Source organism: Elusimicrobiota bacterium, assembly GCA_026388155.1.
Classification (GTDB): domain Bacteria; phylum Elusimicrobiota; class Elusimicrobia; order Elusimicrobiales; family UBA9959; genus UBA9634.
The window spans coordinates 344,908-364,208 of sequence record JAPLKI010000025.1; the positions used below are offsets into that span (position 1 = coordinate 344,908).

The 19,301-nt window shown below is 53.2% G+C and carries 14 protein-coding genes and 1 pseudogene; 9 read left to right on the forward strand and 6 right to left on the reverse strand.

Annotated features, from left to right (window positions below; all coding sequences use genetic code 11):
- The first annotated feature begins 1 nt into the window (after position 1).
- Positions 2-670 carry a zinc ribbon domain-containing protein gene (locus NTX59_13775; GenBank protein ID MCX5786746.1) on the forward strand — a complete coding sequence of 223 codons (669 nt, stop codon included), beginning with the start codon at positions 2-4 and terminating at the stop codon, positions 668-670.
- Positions 671-691: 21 nt separating this feature from the next.
- On the opposite strand, the gene NTX59_13780 is transcribed toward NTX59_13775, so the two are convergent.
- The gene (locus tag NTX59_13780) at positions 692-1,585 is read right to left on the reverse strand and encodes a peptidyl-prolyl cis-trans isomerase (GenBank protein ID MCX5786747.1); all 894 of its coding nucleotides are present in this window, start codon (positions 1,583-1,585) and stop codon (positions 692-694) included.
- Between the two features lie 708 nt (positions 1,586-2,293).
- Here NTX59_13780 and NTX59_13785 point away from each other — a divergent pair.
- The 5 genes and pseudogenes from NTX59_13785 to holA all read left to right on the forward strand — a co-directional run bounded on the left by NTX59_13785 (position 2,294) and on the right by holA (position 7,963).
- A pseudogene (locus NTX59_13785) lies at positions 2,294-2,410 on the forward strand (prepilin-type N-terminal cleavage/methylation domain-containing protein).
- A gap of 535 nt (positions 2,411-2,945) precedes the next feature.
- Positions 2,946-3,608 (forward strand): hypothetical protein, encoded by a 663-nt coding sequence (locus NTX59_13790; GenBank protein MCX5786748.1) that lies wholly within the window; start codon positions 2,946-2,948, stop codon positions 3,606-3,608.
- Positions 3,609-3,622: 14 nt separating this feature from the next.
- The gene (leuS, locus tag NTX59_13795) at positions 3,623-6,115 is read left to right on the forward strand and encodes a leucine--tRNA ligase (GenBank protein ID MCX5786749.1); all 2,493 of its coding nucleotides are present in this window, start codon (positions 3,623-3,625) and stop codon (positions 6,113-6,115) included.
- 174 nt (positions 6,116-6,289) lie between these two features.
- Entirely contained in the window at positions 6,290-6,955 is a 666-nt protein-coding gene (locus tag NTX59_13800) for an LptE family protein (protein MCX5786750.1), read from the forward strand.
- 6 nt (positions 6,956-6,961) lie between these two features.
- On the forward strand, positions 6,962-7,963 hold the full coding sequence (holA, locus tag NTX59_13805) for a DNA polymerase III subunit delta (GenBank protein ID MCX5786751.1): 1,002 nt from the start codon (positions 6,962-6,964) through the stop codon (positions 7,961-7,963).
- An 88-nt stretch (positions 7,964-8,051) separates the two neighbouring features.
- Here the strand turns inward: holA and rpsT are convergent, their stop codons facing one another.
- Positions 8,052-8,348 (reverse strand): 30S ribosomal protein S20, encoded by a 297-nt coding sequence (rpsT, locus tag NTX59_13810; protein MCX5786752.1) that lies wholly within the window; start codon positions 8,346-8,348, stop codon positions 8,052-8,054.
- Between the two features lie 20 nt (positions 8,349-8,368).
- Between rpsT and murJ the strand changes: the two genes are divergently transcribed.
- The 3 genes from murJ to NTX59_13825 all read left to right on the forward strand — a co-directional run bounded on the left by murJ (position 8,369) and on the right by NTX59_13825 (position 12,013).
- Complete coding sequence (murJ, locus tag NTX59_13815) at positions 8,369-9,922, forward strand: murein biosynthesis integral membrane protein MurJ (GenBank protein MCX5786753.1); 1,554 nt, start codon at positions 8,369-8,371, stop codon at positions 9,920-9,922.
- A 106-nt stretch (positions 9,923-10,028) separates the two neighbouring features.
- The gene (locus NTX59_13820) at positions 10,029-11,333 is read left to right on the forward strand and encodes a GIY-YIG nuclease family protein (GenBank protein MCX5786754.1); all 1,305 of its coding nucleotides are present in this window, start codon (positions 10,029-10,031) and stop codon (positions 11,331-11,333) included.
- A gap of 404 nt (positions 11,334-11,737) precedes the next feature.
- Entirely contained in the window at positions 11,738-12,013 is a 276-nt protein-coding gene (locus NTX59_13825; protein ID MCX5786755.1) for an MGMT family protein, read from the forward strand.
- Positions 12,014-12,903: 890 nt separating this feature from the next.
- On the opposite strand, the gene NTX59_13830 is transcribed toward NTX59_13825, so the two are convergent.
- The 4 genes from NTX59_13830 to NTX59_13845 all read right to left on the reverse strand — a co-directional run bounded on the left by NTX59_13830 (position 12,904) and on the right by NTX59_13845 (position 19,243).
- A complete protein-coding gene (locus NTX59_13830; protein MCX5786756.1) occupies positions 12,904-13,866 on the reverse strand; it encodes an RcpC/CpaB family pilus assembly protein in 963 nt (320 codons plus the stop codon).
- Positions 13,867-13,991: 125 nt separating this feature from the next.
- The gene (locus NTX59_13835; GenBank protein MCX5786757.1) at positions 13,992-15,191 is read right to left on the reverse strand and encodes a type II secretion system F family protein; all 1,200 of its coding nucleotides are present in this window, start codon (positions 15,189-15,191) and stop codon (positions 13,992-13,994) included.
- 137 nt (positions 15,192-15,328) lie between these two features.
- Entirely contained in the window at positions 15,329-16,399 is a 1,071-nt protein-coding gene (locus NTX59_13840; GenBank protein ID MCX5786758.1) for a type IV pilus twitching motility protein PilT, read from the reverse strand.
- A gap of 291 nt (positions 16,400-16,690) precedes the next feature.
- Positions 16,691-19,243 (reverse strand): hypothetical protein, encoded by a 2,553-nt coding sequence (locus NTX59_13845; GenBank protein ID MCX5786759.1) that lies wholly within the window; start codon positions 19,241-19,243, stop codon positions 16,691-16,693.
- Positions 19,244-19,301 lie beyond the last annotated feature (58 nt).

Genomic DNA, 19,301 nt, shown 5'->3' on the forward strand with positions numbered 1-19,301 from the left:
AATGTCAGAGAACCTTATAGGCTTCACCAGCAATTTCGCGGACAACAGCACCGAGGCCGGCTTCCAGTTCACCTTCTTCTGCGACACCTGCAAGGAAGGCTATAAAACCCGCTTCACTGAATCCAAAACATACAAGAAAAAGAAATTCTTTAAAGGGCTGGGGGATGTCATCGGCGCTGTGGCGCAGATGGCCGGGAAGTCCGGCCTGGGCTATGGCATATCGCGCGGCACCGATGCCATAAGCGAACGCTTTACCGGCATGTCCCCTGAATGGCACAAAGAGCATGAAACAGCTTTTGAACTGGCGCAAAACGAAGCCAGGGGATATTTCAAGCGATGCCCCAAGTGCAATAAATGGGTTTGCGAAACCTGCTGGAACGAGCAGGAAGGGCTCTGCGTTACGGACGCGCCCAGGGCGAATGTGGAAATAGCCGCGGCAAAATCCAGGAAAATGGTGCAGGACATAGACGCGGCGGCCGCCGCCACGCCGGTATTTACCGGCAAGGTGGAAAGCAAGCAGACCATCTGCCCCAAATGCGGCAAGCCCGCCGGCGAGGGAAAATTCTGCGGCAACTGCGGCGCCCCGCTGGGGCTGGTAAAATGCCCGAAGTGCGGCGCGCAGAACCAGCAGGGCGTCAACTTCTGCGGCGAATGCGGAACTAAGATCTGATAAAGCAAAAGACGGGCTTTATTACTTGGCCATATCCACTTTTGCCTTTGCGCGCAGTTCGGCCAGCAGCTTCGGTATTTCCTTTGATAAGGCCTGGTTCAGGAGGGATGCCTTTATGTTTTCTTTGGCGGTTTCATAGCTTACTTCCTGCCGGGGTTTTAACTCTTCCAGCTTCAGTATGCTGTATCCGGCGCCGGTTGGCAGGGGTTTGGTATATTCGCCCGGCTTTAGCGCGAAAACCTCTTTTTCAATCCCCGGCAGCAGCCTGCCTTTTGAGACGAAGCCCATTTTCCCGCCGTTTTTCTTAAGGTTCTCGTCCGTGGATTTAGTGCTTGCGAGCTCGGCAAAATCGGCTCCGGCTTTGAGCGCCAGGTAAGCGTCATCGGCTTCGGTCTTGGTATCAACGAATATTTGAAGAAGGTTCGCGGATTCGGGCGTGATAAAATTTTCTTTGTTCTTAGTATAGTAGTTTTGGGCGTCTTCATCCGTTACGGTTATCGTTCCCGCCTTAATCACGGTGTTCCTGATGGTTATCTGGTTCCGTATAAGGTTTTTCAGGTCCTGCTCGCTCCAGTTCACGGCCGTGAGGCTGTGTTCAAATTCCGCCTTGTCTTTGTAATTGGCGCGCAGTTCCTCAAGTTTTTTATCCACTTCCTTTTCATCCGCCGTCACTTTCCGGCGTGAGGCCTCCTCCAGCAAAAGGTGATCGTCCATAATATCGGAAAGAGTCTGTGTGGCATGCTGCCACCAAAGGCGCATTGTAACCTCGTCGGCGGTTATGGCCTTCCCGTTTACGGTGGCCACAACCTTGGGCCCGGCCGCCCAGGCGGCGGCGCTGGCCTGCCACGGGCCTATGGCTATGTCCGTAACTGTGAAGCCAGCCAACAGCGCGGTAAAAAATATTGTTTTTTTCATATATCCTCCTTAGTTATGGAAAGAACCGGGGTAGAATAGGATTTTCCTTGCGCAAACCAACAATATGCCGCCCTCTTTTTAGCGGAATCCGCAGGCGGCATAAAACCCGTTATCATAAGTTTTTCACTCATCCGAAGCTTCAGAACGCCTCCGAAGGTTTTCAAAAAGCAATCCTCTACCTCTATAATACAAAAAGTCAGGGTGTTTTTATAAAATCCCGAAACATCCTCCCATGCCCGGCGGCCTTCCGGGCGGGCGGGTGCAGTTCACAATCGTCGTCCGGCGGACCACAGGCATGTTCATTTATTATACCGGCGATTCCGCTATTTTCCGGCATTGTCCAGAAGGTTGACAAAAGCAGGTCTGTACCGTTTTTAAAAAGGGTGTAAAGGGACTATGCCCCGCACTTTTTTCCAAAAAGGGCCTAAAGTGAGGGACAATGTCCAATATACGGCCAAAAGCCGCCAATTATGCCTGTATTTGCTGGAAGTCCATTCTATCTGGAACCATGACATTTTAAAAAAATCGCTGCAAGTAACTTTTATTTAACCTTTATATAACCTTTAAGCCATTGACAAAATCGGTAATGGTCAGGTATACTATGGGACGGTAATAGTTTTCCGGGTATCATGTTATATATTATCCCGGGAACTTCTTATCGCATGTGACGGGTGTTCCGGCACATAGGTTATCTTAGGAGGTAGAAAAATGAAACTCCATAGGAAGGGCTTCACCCTGATAGAACTCATGATCGTGGTGGCTATCATCGGTATTCTGGCGGCTATTGCCATACCGAAGTTCGCCGACCTCATCAATAAAGCCAAGGAAGGGGCTACCAAGGGAGCGATCTCGTCGATAAGGGGCGCTCTGCAGGTGTATTATGCCGATAACGAAGGCTGGTTCCCGACCGATACGCTTGGTTGTCTTACACGTAACGGCAAATACATCAGCAGCATACCTGCGGCCAAGACTCCCACCCGTCACTACGATTCTTCGTATATACAACCGGTGGTAAACATCACCACAGATGCACCCACCCCGACCTTTGATGCAGGCGGTTGGCTATATTTTAACGACAACACCGACGCTACTAACTGGGGCACTATATGGGTGAACTGCTCCCATTCTGACATCAAAGGGACAGATCTCTGGTATAATTTCTAATCAACCGTGTGGCCTTTAAAAAGCCCCCCCTCCGAGGGGGGCTTTTTATTTAACAGCCTGGCGGGCCCACCTGATTGAGGCCCCGCTCTTAATCTGATAAAATGAATAGTTGGCGGTGTAACCAGTAAACTCTTTCGCCGGCACTTCATGGTTCCTTCGGCTTTTAGAGCTGGAACTGAATAGACGGAGGCGCATTATGTTTTTTTATGCCTTTTTTTCGGTCTTTCTTTTTATGCCGTCGGCCCTGCCGGCTTTCGCCGAGGAACCGGCCACGGAGACGAACGCTTCTGAAAAGCTGGACCAGGACCTTTCAGCCAGCATAGACGGCTGGTTAGGCCAGATAACCGCCAAGCTTAATTCCGACAAGGCGGTAACCCCCGCCGATTTTGACGCGATGTTCAACGATGATTTTTTCTCCAACTCCTCCACTCCCTTCAAGGACATTGAACTGCTTGAAAAAAAAGTGAACGACCGCCTGGAAAACCAAAAAAAGCAATTTGGAAATTCATACCACAAATGGGTGGCGGACCGTCTTGAGGTAAACGACCTGGAGCCGGACATAATAAACGGCGAAGACACCGTGGCGCTTGATTTTAAAACGCCCCAGGCGCAGAATGATTCCATCAAGATAGACATTAACAAGGCCCGCATAAAAATGGCCTATGCCGCCAAAGACGAGCAGGAGATAAAAAGGCCGGACGGCACTTATATGAAGACCTCTTTCTTAAAGCGCCATGAAAAAATAATGGCCCTGCCCGCCGGCGTAAATCCGGCAAAATATAAAGTGGAACAGGCCCCGGGCCGCGTGCGCATAATTTTCAACAAACTGAAAGGCAAAAAAGCGGAGGCCGTAAAGTGAAAACACCAGCCGACATGCCGGATTTCAGGGACATAGACAGGAAACAACAGGACAAGTGGCGCTCCTCCGGCGCTTTCGGCGCCGCGGCCAGACCGGGAGCCAAAAAGTTTTATTGTCTTGACATGTTTCCCTACCCCTCCGGAGACGGGATGCATGTGGGGCACTCCGAAGGCTACACCGCCTCCGATATTCTCTGCCGGTTCAAACGCATGAACGGCTTTGACGTGCTGCACCCTATGGGCTGGGACGCGTTCGGCCTGCCCGCCGAAAATTACGCCATCAGCACCGGTATACATCCCCGCCTGACCACGGAAAAATTTATTTCCAAGTTCCGGCGCCAGATAGACTCGCTCGGATTAAGCTACGACTGGAGCCGGGAAATAAACACCACCGACCCGGACTATTACCGCTGGACGCAATGGATATTCCTGCAGATCTTCAAGAAAGGGCTCGCCTACGAGGCGACCATACCCATAAACTGGTGTCCCAAATGCAAGACCGGCCTGGCCAACGAGGAGGTTTTCGGCGGCAAGTGCGACCGCTGCGAAACCCCCATTGAAAAGAAGAAACTTAAACAGTGGATGCTGCGCATAACCGCCTACGCCGACCGGCTGCTGGCCGATCTTGAAGGCATTAACTGGCCGCACTCGACCATGCTGATGCAGCAGAACTGGATAGGCCGCTCGGAAGGGGCGGAAGTTGATTTTGAACTGTCCGCGGGCCGCAAACTTACGGTTTTCACCACCCGCCCCGACACGCTTTACGGCGCCACCTACATGGTATTGGCCCCGGAACATCCTTTGGTTGAAAGCCTTACCGCTCCGGAGCGCAGATCTGAAGTGGCGGCTTATGTCTCGGCCGCCGCGAACAAGTCCGACCTGGAACGGACCGAACTTTCCAAAGATAAAACCGGCGTATTCACCGGCGCCTACGCCGTGAACCCCGTTAACGGGCAAAAGCTGCCGGTCTGGACCGCGGACTACGTGCTTACCACCTACGGCACCGGGGCCATAATGGCCGTGCCGGCGCACGATGAGCGCGACTGGGAATTTGCGAAAAAATTCGGCCTTAAAATAATTGAAGTGGTCAAGCCTCCGGAAGGCTGGCCCGCCGACAAGGCTTTCTGCGAAACCGGCATAGCGGTCAACTCCCCCGCCATAAACGGGCTGTCAACGCCTGAAGCCACAAAAAAGATGACCGCCTGGCTGGAAGAAAAGGGTCTGGGCCGGGCCAAGGTGAATTTCAAGCTGCGCGACTGGGTCTTTTCCCGCCAGCGCTACTGGGGAGAGCCTATACCCATAGTGCACTGCGCCAAATGCGGCGCCGTGCCGGTGCCGGAAAACGACCTGCCATTAAAATTGCCAGATGTGGAAAAATATCAGCCGACCGGCACCGGAGAATCCCCCCTTGCGCTTATTGATGACTGGGTAAAAACCTCGTGTCCCGCCTGCGGCGGCCCGGCAAAAAGGGAAACCAACACCATGCCGCAGTGGGCGGGCTCCTGCTGGTATTACCTGCGTTTCATAGACCCAAAAAACTCCCACGCTTTCGCCGACAAGGGGCTGGAGCGGGCCTGGATGCCGGTTGACCTCTACATAGGCGGCTCCGAGCACGCGGTGCTTCACCTTTTATACGCCAGATTCTGGCACAAAGTGCTTCATGACCTGGGTTTTGTTTCCACTGCCGAGCCTTTCAAAAAGCTTATACATCAGGGCATGATACTTTCCTACGCTTACCGCGATTCAAAGGGCGTTTACCGCGCCTATGGAGAACTTGACATCCAGGACGACGGCACAGCCGTCACAAAAGAGGGCGAAACGATAAAACCCGTTGTGGAAAAGATGTCAAAGTCCAAAAAAAACGTTGTTAATCCCGACGAACTGGTTGCCGCCTACGGCGCGGACGCTTTCAGGATGTACGAGATGTTCATGGGCCCGCTTGAAGACTCGAAACCCTGGGACATGCGCGGCATAGAAGGCACCCACCGCTTCCTGAAGCGCGTCTGGGCCTGGGGCTGCGGCATAGAGCTTGCGGAGGCGGAACCGCCCAAAGACCTGCTGATACTACGCCACCAGACCATAGCCAAGGTAACCGAAGATATGGAAAGCCTCAAATTCAACACGGCTATTTCGGCCCTGATGATCTATTTCAACCGCCTTAGCCGGGAAGCCAGCCCCTCAAAGGAAGATTTTTCCGTGTTCATGCGCCTGCTGCACCCGCTGGCCCCGCACATAACGGACGAGCTGTGGGAGCGTTCCGGCGGCTCCGGCACGCTTATGAAAGCCGCCTGGCCGCGGCCGGATGCGGGAGTGATCTCGGAGCGCGACATTGAAGTGCCGGTTCAGGTAAACGGCAAATTAAAGGCCAGGCTGAAGGTTAAGGAAACCACCGGCGATAAAGAGCTTGAACGCCTGGCGCTTGAAAGCGCGGCTCCCTACATGATCGGGAAAACGCTGGTAAAAGTGATAGTGGTTAAAAGCAGGCTGGTCAGTATTGTTATAAAGTAAGAGACTAGCGCAGAGAGGTCAGGGCCGTTTGTGGGCCAGAGGCCTTTGAGACGGCACCTCCAGGGGATTGGGTTTAGGGAAGGAGTTCCTTATTTCCGCACTCTATGGCCCTATACGCCAGCCCCTATACCCTATAATTTAGACTTATCATCAAAATAAAAACTGGGGGACATTATGAAAAAGGGAATTATAATATTATCGGCGGCGCTTGCCATGGCGGGCTGCTCAAATTCCGACATACTTTACAGGCCGGCGGAGCAAAAAATGCCGCAGCATATAAAAAGGATAGCTGTAAGGCCTTTCGTCAACAAAACACAGCAATTCGGCCTTGAGGAAAAGCTGAACCTTAAAATTATAGACGAATTCCTGAAAAACGGGGAATATTCGGTGTCTCCGGAGAATTCGGCCGAAGGCGTGCTAGTGGGAGAAATAAGCCATTACATACTAACCCCGATACAATACGACGTAAACCTGGTGCCCACGGTCTACAAGCTTAATGTGGTGGCAGTGGTGCGGCTGCTTGACAAGGAATATAACCGCTACATATGGGAGGAACCGGCCTTTCAGGTGACAAAGATCTATTCCGCCTCAACTCTGCCCGGGGGACTCAGCGAAGAGCAGGCCAGGGAAGCGCTTTGGGAACTGCTTTCAAAAGACATAGTGCGGCGCACGGTGGAAGGCTTCGGCTCCGTCACAAGCGTCTCAAAGAAAGGCATACCTGATGCCGCGAACAGCACCATAGATAAAGCCAGCGCCACCGCGGAAAATCTCCCGGCAGGAATGCCGCAGGCGGCAGGCTCCGGGCAGGCCGTTGCGGTATCCACCGGAGCGGGCAAATAACCCCTCATGCAGATCCTTAACCCGCAGTCCCTGGAGGAAGAATGGCGCAAAAACAAACTGCGGCCGGTATATTATTTTTGCGGGGAGGAACAAACTCTCGCGCAGACGGCTTTGGCGCGGCTGAAAGCGCTTTTCAAACCGGATACTTTCAATTTTTCCGTCCACGACGCTGAAACCGCGGACATAAACAACGTAACAGGTGAGGCCCAGACCGCCCCCATGCTCAGCGAAAGGCGTTTTGTGGTCCTGAAGCGCTGCGATAAGCTGAAAAAAGAAGGCGCGCGCATACTGGCCGAATACCTCACGAACCCCACGCCGTTCACCTCGCTTTTCATTGTTTCCCCAAAAAGATGCGATACCTCGGACCAATTCGCCAAAGCGCTTGCGCCGGACTGCGCCCTGGTGATGTTTGAGCAGCTGAATGAATTTGAAGCGCGTAAGTTCCTGAAACAGAAGCTTGAAGCCTCAGGCTGCGAGGTTTCAGGCGAGGCTCTTGAAACTTTGGTTGAACTGCTTGGCAATGACGCGGGCACCATTGCAGTAGAAGCGGAAAAAATAGCCATCCACCACCACGGAAGCAAAAAGCCGCTCAGCGCCTCCGATGCGGTGGAGCTGGCCGGCTTTTCAAAAAGCCAGAACCCTTTTGACCTGTCAATAGCGATCTGTGACCGCGCCGCCGCCGCCGCCGCCGCCATAACGGACCGGCTGCTGGCCGAAGACGCCGAGCCCCTTTTTTTGCTCAACAGTGTTTCAAAAACGCTTGAACGCCTGCTGAAAGCTAAAAGGCTTGAGGCCGCGGGCGCCGGTTCCTCGGCCCCCTACCAGGCTGGTGTAAGCCCGGGCCATTACAGACACCTGGCCAAGGCCGCTGGCGCCTACTCCGAAGACAAACTTTTAAGGGGTCTTAAGCGCTGCCTGGAAACGGAAGCGCTGCTGAAATCTTCTTCCGGACGGGACCCGGGGCTGCTGATACGCCAACTGCTTTATGAAATTTTAAAGCTGAAGTAGAAAACAGGACAAATTTGATATTAGGAAAACAAAATAGCGAAGTGTGAAAAGGGAGAAAACTCAACCCCTATTCGCCATTCGCTATTCGCTATTTGCCAGCCGGTGTCTGTACCGCGGTCTTAATTCGCAGGGCAAGCCTTGATTTTTTGCGGGCGGCGGCTTTCCAGTGGATGGTGCCGGTTTTGGCGGCTTTATCAAGGAGAGCGTGTACTTTCGGCAGCAGTTTCTGCGCGCTTTCCACGTCCTTTTTGGCGATCAAGCCGTCAAATTCCTTAGCGGCGTCGTGAATTCTGGTCCTGACGCCCCTGTTTCTGGAGGCCAGCTTCTCGGATTTGCGCCATGCTTTAATAGCGCTGGTATGTCGTCCAGTCTTAAGTTTAGCCATAGAACGTAGTTTATCACTTTATGAGCGAAAAATCAAATTCATTCGCGAAGAACGTCTCGGGGTTCGCGCTCGCCTCCCTGGTCACCAAAATACTGGGCTATGCCCGGGATGTCCTGCTGGTGGCCTACTTCGGAGCCGGGGCGCTTACGGACGCCTACTACGCCGCTTTCCGGCTGGTGAATGTTTTCAGGCGCACCGTTGGAGAGGGAGCGATCAACGCCTCTTTTATTCCCCTGCTCGAAAAAGAACGCGCCAAATCGGAAGAAGGCGCGAAGGCTTTTTTTTCCTCCGTCTGGACGCTTATTATATGCGTCTCCGCGGCGCTGGCGCTTGCCGGCATAATACTGCGCCGGCCTCTGGTAAGGTTTTTTACCGGCGGATTCGCCGCCAACCCGGAACAGCTCGCTCTTACGGCGCTTCTTACCGCCGTTTTGATGCCGCATCTTGTTTTTGTGAATGCGGCGGCGCTTTTGCAGGCCGCTTTAAACTCAGCGCGCAGATTTTTCGCGCCGGCTCTGGCTCCCGCGGTGTTTTCCCTTTCGGTTATAGCCTGTCTGCTTTTCCTGCGCGCCGGATTTGCCGCTTCTTTAAGCCCCGCCCAGAAAATAACTATTTTAGCCATAGTGGCCTCGGCTTCGGGCCTGGCACAACTGGCAATACTTGCACCCATGATGCGAAAAGAGGGTTATTGTCTGGGTCTGAGCTCGCCCGGGCGCGCGCTTAACGGGACACAGGCGCTGGCGTTCGCTCTGCCCGCGGCTGCGGCGCTGGCGCAGGATCAGCTTTCCATGCTCATAAATACGGTTTACGCAAGTTTCCTGGCACCCGGCTCGATCACCGCCATATATAACGCGGCGCGCATAGTCCAGTTCCCGGTTTCTCTTTTTGCGGCCTCGGCCGCCGCGGTCAGCCTGCCCGAACTTTCAAGAATAACCGCCGGCTCCGGCGAAAAAAACGTGAACGCCGCCACCCTCGAACTCGCTTTTAAAACCACGGCTCTTATCCTGCTGCCGGCGGCCATCGGCCTTGTTTTTTTAAGTCTGCCCATTTCGCGCGCCCTTTTTGAACACGGCCGTTTCACCTATGAACAAAGCGCCGTCACCTCGCGGGCCATTTTATTTTTAGCTCTCGGCCTGCCGGCTTTCGGCGCCAACAAGGTGGCGGTCTCCGCTTTCTACGGAGCGGGAAAAAATATGCTGCCTGTAAAGGTTTTGTTTTTCCAGCTATGCGCGAACGCCCTGCTGGGGTTTCCCCTCATGCGGGCGATGGGCCTTAAAGGGCTGATGCTCGCCACCAGCGCCAGTTCGTGGGGAGCAGCCGTTTTTTTACTGTTGCGGCTTGAAAAGGCCACGGGATTCAGGGCTTTCGGCGATAAGAGCTCATTTTTTAAAATAACGACGGCCTCCGCAGCTATGGGCCTTGCTGTGCTGGCCGTAAAACTTTCTTGTGAAAGTTTTCTCTCCTCCGCTCCGCTGACCGCGGTTGGCGTAGTCTCCGGGCTTGTGGTATATTTTTGGGCCCTCAAAGCTCTGGGCTGCGAGGACAGAAAACTGGTGACGAGGGGAATGTTTTAACTGGCTGCCATAAGCCGGAGGCCTTAAGCCATAAGCTTATAAGGAATTCCTTTAAAACCTACGGCCTATGGCGTATAGCCTATAGCAAACAAGGTTTTTTTAAATTATGGACCTTACCCATCTCCCCCCCTCTCCCGGCGTTTACCTGATGCGTGACGCATCGGGCGCGATAATATATATCGGCAAGGCGAAAGATTTGAAAAAACGGGTGGCGCAATATTTCAAAAAGAACCCCTCCGACCGCAGATGGAAAATCCCCAGCCTGGTGGCGCTTATACGCTCCATAGACTATGTGGCCTCCGCCAGCGAACGGGAAGCCCTGCTGACCGAGCGAGTCCTTATCCGGCGTTACCAGCCTTTTTTCAATGAGATGTGGAAGGACTCAAAGTCCTACCCGTATGTAAAAATAACGCGCGAAGATTTTCCCCGCGTTCTTTTCACGCGCTCAAAACCCCGCGACGGCGCGGCTTATTTCGGCCCCTACCCTAAGCTGGAACCGCTTAAAAAGCTTTTCGGCTATTTGTGGCGCATAAAATTCATAGATCTGCGCCGCTGCCGCTGGGATTTTTCGCTTGCCAAGCCTCTGGATGAGCGTAAAATAAACGCCTGTCTTTATTTCCATACCGGCCAATGCCCCGCCCCCTGCGCCGACAAAATATCAAAAAACGCCTATGCATCTTTGGCCGGGCGAGTGGCCGACTTTCTGAAAGGGGATTTCAAAAAACTGCGCGGTGCGTTCCGGCTAAAAATGGCCCGCGCCTCCAAAAAGCTCGCCTACGAAGAGGCCGGGCAATACCGGGACTTTTTGTCGGCTTTTGACCATATGCAGGAACGGGTTTTTGTCAACCGGCTGCCGGAGAATTTTATAGAAACGGCCACGGGGCGCACGGGAGCGGTGACGGCGCTTAAAACGGCGTTGCAGCTTGCGCGGCCCCCCGCCCACATTGAGGCTTTTGACACTTCAAGCCTCTTCGGTAAACAGGCGGTCGGGTCCTCGGTCTGTTTTATCAACGGGGAGAAAAATACTGCGCATTACCGCAAGTACCGGGTTAATTTCCAAAACACTCCCGAAGGCGGCAATGATTTTGCGATGATGGAGGAAATTGTGGGCAGGCGGCTGGCGCAGATAAAAAAGACCGGCGAGACCCCGCCGGACCTGCTGCTTATTGACGGAGGGCCGGGGCAATTAGCGGCGGCAATGAAGGCGCTGCGGACGGCTGAAATGAAGATACCGATTATTGGGCTGGCCAAGCGGCTTGAGGAGATCTACATGCCGGGCCGGGCTTTTCCTTTAATTCTTGATCAGGCTCATCCAGGGCTGTTGCTGCTGGAAGCGCTGCGCAACGAGGCTCACCGTTTCGGAATACGCTACCACCGCCTGCTGCGCGGCCGTGCGGAGTTGGAGAGGTAGCTGAAGATGCTTAGCAATATAGAGGCATAGCAAAATCAGTTTAGGTTCTTTTGTAATTATTTTAGATTATCTTTCATTGTGGGTGGGAAATTCCGCTTCACCTTAATAAGGGTGGGGTAATTTGTATTTTTAAGGAAGCCAGCGGTTTACGACTGGAGGGCCGGGAGCGGGGTTGCTCTGGAGCCGCATAGCGGATGGGAGGCTCCACCCGGAACGGGTGGAGGGAAACCACGGGAGGCCGTCTGAGAGCCATAGGCTCTGATACGGCACCTACGCAGGTATTGGGTTTCCTACGCGGCGGAAGGGCAATCCCACTTCCGGCCCGCACCCGCGCAAAACACGAAAGGACTTTTACCGGGCAGCTGTGCCCGCAATTTATGAAACTAAACCAAGTCTTGTTAAAAATGAAGTCCTATACGCCTTTTCAGCAGGCTGTATGGCTCGCCTGTATGAAAATTCCGAAGGGGCAGACGCGCAGTTATAAGTGGATAGCGAAGCAGATTGGCAAGCCCGGCGCGACGAGGGCGGTAGGCTCGGCCCTCGGCAAGAACCCTTTCGCGCCCATAGTTCCCTGCCACAGAGTAATAAAGTCGGACGGCACCATTGGCGGGTTCTCAGGCGCAGGCGGCCTGTCGGCAAAGCGCAGCCTGCTGCGCAAAGAAAAAGCACCTGGATTTTGATTTTATATTAAGGAAAGATCCAGCGGGTTCCCTGAACGCTCCAAGACCGGGTTTTTGGGGAAGAAGCACGGGGTCTTACGCCGGCTCCGGAACTCGGCAAAAAAACAAAGTTTTTTGCCTCAAACATCCTCGCCGTCCCTGAAGGATTCGCTCCAGACCCCATGCTTAAACCCTCTAAGGAGCGCCCAGGAAACCCGCCGGCTCTTTCTTACCGTCAAAACTTTTAATTTAACTGTGTCCCCGCCCCGCACTTTGGCCGCTTCGGAAAAAGTGCGGGGCCCGCCCTGTTTTTGATACTTCCTATTTACCCACCCGGAGGAATTCAAAAGGTAGCGTCTACCTTTTTGCCTATTTTATATTTAAGACTTGGCTGCAACCACTGGGTGGGTTATTGTGATGTATCGTGAAAAGGGCGGGGTCAACAACCTATTAATTTTAATAAGCGCCGGAGCATTGATAAATGGAGGGGTGGCGGGATATATTTGCGGGGGTTTTCCGGATAAGATATTTACCTTATACTAAAATAATTTCCTTTAAGGGCTAGGCATGGGTTTGCTCTGGAGCCACATAGCGGATGGGAGGCTCCAACCAACAATCCAGGTTGGAGGGAAACCACGGGAGGGTTTCCTACGTGGCGGAAGGGCAATCCCATGACTGGCCCGCTCCCCACCCCGACCCCGTGTTTGCGGAACCAAACCCCGGACAGGACCCCGCACTTTTTCCAGAGGTTAAAGTGCGGGACAAGCCCCGACCATTCTAGTTTGCGGCTCTCAACCCAAAGCCCGATTCCACCTCATATCCGCATGGACAAACTCGATAAAAAACCCGGGCGGAGGCCCGGGTTTTGTAAGAAAAGGTAGACGCTGCCTTTTATAAAGAAGCGTCTCCTTTTACCGAAACAGGTAGTCAAAGGTTGCCGGCTGCATGGAATGTATTTCCGCATCCTTTTTGTTCCGCGATAAGACTTGGACATCCGCGTTATTCCAGGCTAACGCCGCATATTGGGCCTCGTTGAAATTTGGTTCAAGAAGAAGAATGCTTCGTCCCGGATGGGACTCCGATCTTCGGATATCCAGCACGCGGATATTTTGCAGCAAGGTCAGAGTGGTCTTTTGAAGCTTCTGCTTTTTAGGCTCCTTCAAGTCCAGAGTGGCTAAAACATCTATCCGGTCTCCCACCTGAACGAACATAACTTTATTATCGTCGATCGAACAGTTCAGCGCCACGGAGGATTCTCCCCGCATCAGGTCCTGCACCGCGGCAATAATTGCGGGCCGATCGGCGCCGCTTCCGGCGGGGACCGGCGCGGCCTCTTCAACCACGGCCTCTCCTGCGCCCTGCGGACCGCTGGAACTTCGAAGCGGTATAACATCGGCAAGAAATTTTTTCCAAGACGCTATTTGCATCGGGGCGTCCTCCGAATCCCCTTTCTTGCGCAAAGAAAGCCAGATATCCCCCTGATGCGAGGCCAGCTCCAGGTACTGAGCTTCGTAGGGATTAAGCGCGAACTGGACGATACTCCTTCCCTTATTTGTCTCTGAAGGTTTCACGGCGATAACACGCACCTTTTTTAAAAGGGTAGCCGCGACTTTCTCCGCTTTCACCGTCGCTGAAAATTTACTTGTAACCGTTATAATATCCACACTCTCGTCCGGTGAGATATAAAATACGCTGTCGCTATCGAATTCAAGGCCCATTCCCCGATAGCCGGGGTCCGGCGACCTGACTGTCTTATCCGGCTTTTCCGACTTCAGTTCCTGCTTTGGAGCTGCGTCAGGCTCGTCGCAAAATGCCGGCTGGTCAAATGGCTGGACTGCCAGGAACAGGAACAAACCCACCAAAATAAGTTTCATGTTAAACCTCTGTAACAATATAGTTCGATTGGTACGCCACCCGAAATGACGTGCCGCTGCTTTCAATCCCCGCTTATTGAGTTCTGGAAAGTATATTACGGAAACGAACAATGTATGCCGGTGATTTAGCCGTTGCTGACCAGTTCGCCCAGGCTGAACATGGGCATGAACATGGCTATAACTATCGTGCCAATAACCGCGCCCAACACCACCATAATAAGCGGCTCTATCATCGAGGTGAGGCCCTTAACCGCCGTATCCACTTCCTGGTCGTAAAAATCGGCTATCTTGTTAAGCATGTTATCCAGGCTGCCGGTCTCTTCCCCGACGCTTATCATCTGTATGACCATGGGCGGGAAGATATTGGCTTTTTTAAGCGGATCGGAGATGCGTCCTCCTTCTTTTATGGAGTCGCGGCTGCTGTTAATGGCTTTTTCTATCATCACATTGCCGGAAGTTTTTGCCACGGTTTCAAGCCCCTGCAGTATGGGCACGCCGGACTTTATCAGCGTACCCAGGGTTCTTGTGAATTTGGCGATGGCGACCTTCTTGAGCAGTATGCCGAATACCGGCAGCTTCAGCGATAAGTCGTCGAAGTGTTCCCGGCCATGCTCGGTATTAATGTATTTCTTCACGCCCCAGATAAACAGGATAACGAACACCAAAAGCACTATGCCTGCCGGGCCGCGCAGTATCTCAGATATAGCAATTATACTCCGGGTGAGAAAAGGCAGTTGGCCGCCGAAACTTGAAAAGATACCCTTAAATATCGGGATTACGAATACGATAAGAAAAACGGTAATGAGCGCCGCGACTATGGACACAACCAAAGGATACATTAAAGCGCTTTTGACCTTGGCTTTCAGGGCCTCCGTGGCTTCCAGGTAAGAGGACAGGCGTTCAAGGATGGCGTCAAGTATACCGCCCACCTCGCCCGCTCTTATCATGGCCACATAAAGTTCGTCAAACACCGTGGGATGCCTTCGCATGGCATCCGCGATAGACAGCCCCGATTCTATATCCAGGCGAAGCGCTCCGACCACGGTTTTAAAGTACGGGTTTTCCGCCTGCTCTTCAAGAATGTTCAAGCCCTGAACTATCGGCACGCCGGAAGACACCAAAGTGGACATTTGGCGGGAAAAAATAACGATATCACTATTGGAGACCTTCGATCTGAAAAACTTTTTTTTGGCTTGCGGCGTTACCTCAACAACAACCAGTTTCCGCTCGCGCAGGCGGGCAATGGCCGTTTTCTGGTCGGAGGCTTCCAGCACGCCTTCCAGCGTCTCGCCATCGGTTCCTCTTGCTGTGTATGAAAATTTCATGGTTATTAAACGTTACTACCCAGGTTCGCGGTTCAGCGGTTTAATGGTTCAAAGGCAGACAAAGCATAAAGAACAATCACTTTGAAGAACCCTGAACCGTGAACCGAACAACCTGAGTAGTTACACTAAACTCAGCTTTACACAGATAGTGTTTTTTGCAGCAGCTTCTTTAAGTCCTCCGGGTCGGAAGAACGGGTGACGGCTTCCTGATAGGTAATTTTCTGTTTCTTATAGAGATCCACCAGGGCCTGGTTCATGGTGACCATCCCGTACTTTCCGCCGGTCTGTATGATGGTGTTTATCTGCTCTATCTTCTGCTCGCGGATAAGGTTTCTTACCGCGGAGTTGGCCATCAGCACCTCGCAGGCAAGCACGCGGCCCGTGCCGGAAGAGGAAGCCAGAAGCTGCTGGGCAAAAACACCCTGCAGGACGAAGGAAAGCTGAACGCGTATCTGCTCCTGCTGATGCGGAGGGAACACGTCTATAATGCGGTTTATGGTCTGGGCGGCGTCAGACGTATGAAGCGTGGCGAACACCAGATGTCCGGTTTCCGCGATATTCAAAGCCGCTCCTATGGTTTCAAGGTCCCGCATTTCGCCTATCAGTATCACATTAGGGTCCTGCCTGAGCACATGGCGAAGGGCCGAGCCGAAAGTCTCGGTGTCGGAACCGACCTCGCGCTGGTTTACAATGCTCTTTTTGTGGGTATGCACATATTCAATGGGGTCTTCCACGGTGATTATGTGGTAATTGCGGTGCTCGTTCAAATAGTCTATCATCGAGGCGAGCGTGGTGGATTTGCCCGAGCCGGTCGGACCCGTGACAAGCAGCAGCCCCTTGGTAAGCTTCATTATTTCGTAAATTACCGGCGGCAGGTTCAGCTCGTCAAAAGTTTTGAATTTGCTCGGAATGGAGCGGATAGCCGCGCCTATCACGCCGCGCTGGCGGTATGCGTTCATCCTCAGGCGGCCCATGCCTTTTATGCCGAAAGCGAAATCCAGCTCATTGGTGGCTTCAAAACGCTGACGCTGGGCGTCGGTCATGAGCGAAAAGACCAGAGTCTGGGCCAGGTCGGGGGTAAGTTTTTCGAAGGGACTGGGAAGCAGTTCGCCGTCAATTCTCATCATGGGCGGCGCTCCGGCGGTAAGATGAATATCGGAGGCGTTTTTTTCGTGCATCATTATGAACAGTTCGCTCATTGTAACCATAAATAGCTCCTAAAAAACACGTAAAAATACGTTAAACAATAGAAAACAGGCAACAGAAATCGTCAAGTATTGCGTGAATACCAGCACGACCTTTGCAGCCGTCTTCAGCGGCCCTTTCTTTTGAACAGAATTATTTTACCATTTTTAACATTATTATCAAGGGAACAGAGTGAACAGCGGATAGCGGATAGTGAATAGTGTTTTAGGGAGGAAGCCGGCTTTATAACGGCAACGGATCGTGAAGGATCGGGCCTATTCAAAAATTTTACCGCATCCCCGTTCGCTGCGGTCCTAAAACAGCTCCTCGTCGGATTCCTGCGCTTTTATGTATTTTACCTTTTCTCCGCCCTCACCCTGCGCATCCTCAAAACCGGTGGGGTCTTCGTTTTTAGTCACAGCCCTGGGCGCGTCAGGCAGCGGGAGTATGGCAATTTCTCCGGGCTTACGCGTTTTTCTCGCCGGCTTGGCCTTTGCGGAAAGTTTTTTTACGGATATTTTCTTATCCGCCGCTCCCGCCTCCGGCGCCGTCACTCCGCCCCCCGCCTGCCCGGCTTTGCCGGCCACTTCCTTTTGAGCCTTGTTTTCCTGGGAAAAATCCAGCAGCTCTATGGCGTTATTGTTTATTCCGCGGATTATGTCATTTTTTACCGCGTCCACTTCGAATTGATAAATAAGCGGATCATGTTTTTGCCTTATCAGGCGGTACTGCACGACCAGTATATCCCCGTGAAGAGGCGTGGCCGACCACTCTTCGCTCGCGCCGCTGGAAGAGCCGGAAAGAAAAGAGTTGGCGAACCAGCCGCTGATGGCGCCCCTGCCTCCGGAAAGCTTGTAGTTTTTAACTATAACGATCGCATTTTTCACGCTCTCGTTCGCGGCTAACGGGGCTGCGGCTTTCTCGGGCGTCTGCGGAACCGCCGGGTTCTGTGATCCTCCCGCCGCGGCTTCCTGCGCTTTTTTTGCCGCATCCTCCGGCGCCGTCTGGGCCGCATTTTTATCCTTCGCCTGCGGCTCAAGCTGAGAAGGCATTATGCCTTTTTTGGAACGCTTTGAAGAATTAAAATCAAGCATTGAAAATTCGGAAAAGCTCAAGCCGTCTCCCAGAAAAAAGAAACCAAGCCCACCCGCGGCTATAGCTCCAAAGACGATTAAAATTATCAGGAAAGCCATTTTTCCGCCCTTACGGGCCGGTTTTGCGGCTGTTTTTGTCTCAGGCTGCGTCTTTACGGGGGAAATGGTTATACGTTCGGTCTTCTCCATGTCACTCACAGGTGTTGGAGGTTTGTCGGATCCGGCTCCGCTTGCGGCAGCGGGCTGCCCCTGGCTTGTCGCGGGGCCGCCGGCGCTGTCCGCGGCGCTCTTCGGGCCCGATTCAGGCGCCCGCTTGCCGGCGCGGCTCTCCGTAGCCTGCCAGGTGCTCTGAAATTGTGGCCGTGACCCTGGCCTGTCCGCCTCGCCCGCTTGGGCCAACTGGGAAGGCTGTTGTGAATTTCCGGCCGAGACGCCGGGTACCTGATACGCCGGCTGGGGTTGGCCGCCGCCAGGACTGACAGCCGGCGCCGGAGAGGCCTCCTGCTGCCACTGGCGCACCGCCGGGCTGCCGGCATTGTCCGGGAATTGCGTCTCTATCTTAAACTGAACTTTCTCGGTCGGTTCAACGCTTTTTGCGGTCACCACGGTAAAATCATAAACCACCCCGCCGGCCTGCTGCGGAAGCGGCTCAGGTTTTTCCGGCAGAGGCTGTTCCGGCGCCGCCTGCGGCGGCGGCTCGCCAATCGGCTTTACAACTCTTTCAGGCTCGCTCGCGGGAGGGTTTTGCGCCGGTTCGCCGTAGCCCGGTCCGAAGTCGGCCAGGCTTTTAGCGCTTCCGCCCAGGCTTTTCAGCTTACCGCTGGTTATACCGGTTCCCTCCTGGGCGGCCATATCGCTCCCGTCATGCCGTTCCAGTTTTATTTCGCCTGAAGCTGTCAGATTTTTTAAAATTTTGCCGTCTTTTTCTTTAATTATGTTTTCCGGCTCAGCCGCAGGCTGCCCGTTTAAAGCGTTACGGACCAGCTCCTCGGACGAGAAAGAACTCGGGGCTTTGTAGAAACCCTCCTGCTTTGCACTCTCCGTTTTTTTTACATTTTCATTTTTTTCTTTAAGGTCCGCCAGGTGACGGAGCTGTTCGGATATCCGCTCGCGCTGTTTTCTGTCCTCCCTCTCCTTAATATCCATTTTTTCAAACAACAGGTTTTTTTCCCAGCGGGCCGCCTCAAGCTCTTTATCCTTGGCTCCTTCCTGGCCTAGCGCCGCTTTCAGCCTGCTTTCCAGCTCCGCTATCCGTTCACGCTGCGCTTTGTCCTCCAGCTCCTTCATTCTCATTTTTTCAAGCAACAGGTTCTTTTCCCAGCGGGCCGCCTCAAGCTCCTCCTGTATTTTTGAGAGGCGGATATCGAATTTATCCATCAGCCCGTAGTCAAAAGACTTTTCCTGCTCAGGCGCGCTGTCGGTAACGCCCGCCCCGGTTTTAAGGATGCCGTCAATGGTGTTAAGCAGATTTTCGTAGGAATAATCCTGATCGGGAGCGCTTTCATACGCGGGCTGTGAAGCCTGTGAAAAAGCGTTTTCAAGCGCGTAAAGGTCGCCGCCGCCATAGCCTGAAGAAATTATTTTGCCGGTCCCGACACTCATGACTTCCGCGATCTCCCCTACCTGGGAAGCCGCCTGCCAATCGACCGGATTATCTCCGGTGGAATTTTCACGGCAGACAAGGCTGTCCTGCGCGAAAGCCGGAAGAGTCAGCAGTTCATCGGGCGCGTAGGGACCAAGGATATTGCCTTCGGAGTAGAACCAGTATTTCATAAAGTTTTCACAGTGTAATTCTACCAAGAGAGTATTTAGAATTTAAGGCCAAGATATG

Bases quoted from the DNA above. Each gene is read 5' to 3' on its own strand.
- NTX59_13775 (MCX5786746.1), top strand. From the start codon at position 2: ATGTCAGAGAACCTTATAGGCTTCACCAGCAATTTCGCGGACAACAGC.
- NTX59_13780 (MCX5786747.1), bottom strand. From the start codon at position 1,585: ATGAAAAAAACAATATTTTTTACCGCGCTGTTGGCTGGCTTCACAGTT.
- NTX59_13790 (MCX5786748.1), top strand. From the start codon at position 2,946: ATGTTTTTTTATGCCTTTTTTTCGGTCTTTCTTTTTATGCCGTCGGCC.
- leuS (MCX5786749.1), top strand. From the start codon at position 3,623: ATGCCGGATTTCAGGGACATAGACAGGAAACAACAGGACAAGTGGCGC.
- NTX59_13800 (MCX5786750.1), top strand. From the start codon at position 6,290: ATGAAAAAGGGAATTATAATATTATCGGCGGCGCTTGCCATGGCGGGC.
- holA (MCX5786751.1), top strand. From the start codon at position 6,962: ATGCAGATCCTTAACCCGCAGTCCCTGGAGGAAGAATGGCGCAAAAAC.
- rpsT (MCX5786752.1), bottom strand. From the start codon at position 8,348: ATGGCTAAACTTAAGACTGGACGACATACCAGCGCTATTAAAGCATGG.
- murJ (MCX5786753.1), top strand. From the start codon at position 8,369: ATGAGCGAAAAATCAAATTCATTCGCGAAGAACGTCTCGGGGTTCGCG.
- NTX59_13820 (MCX5786754.1), top strand. From the start codon at position 10,029: ATGGACCTTACCCATCTCCCCCCCTCTCCCGGCGTTTACCTGATGCGT.
- NTX59_13825 (MCX5786755.1), top strand. From the start codon at position 11,738: ATGAAGTCCTATACGCCTTTTCAGCAGGCTGTATGGCTCGCCTGTATG.
- NTX59_13830 (MCX5786756.1), bottom strand. From the start codon at position 13,866: ATGAAACTTATTTTGGTGGGTTTGTTCCTGTTCCTGGCAGTCCAGCCA.
- NTX59_13835 (MCX5786757.1), bottom strand. From the start codon at position 15,191: ATGAAATTTTCATACACAGCAAGAGGAACCGATGGCGAGACGCTGGAA.
- NTX59_13840 (MCX5786758.1), bottom strand. From the start codon at position 16,399: ATGGTTACAATGAGCGAACTGTTCATAATGATGCACGAAAAAAACGCC.
- NTX59_13845 (MCX5786759.1), bottom strand. From the start codon at position 19,243: ATGAAATACTGGTTCTACTCCGAAGGCAATATCCTTGGTCCCTACGCG.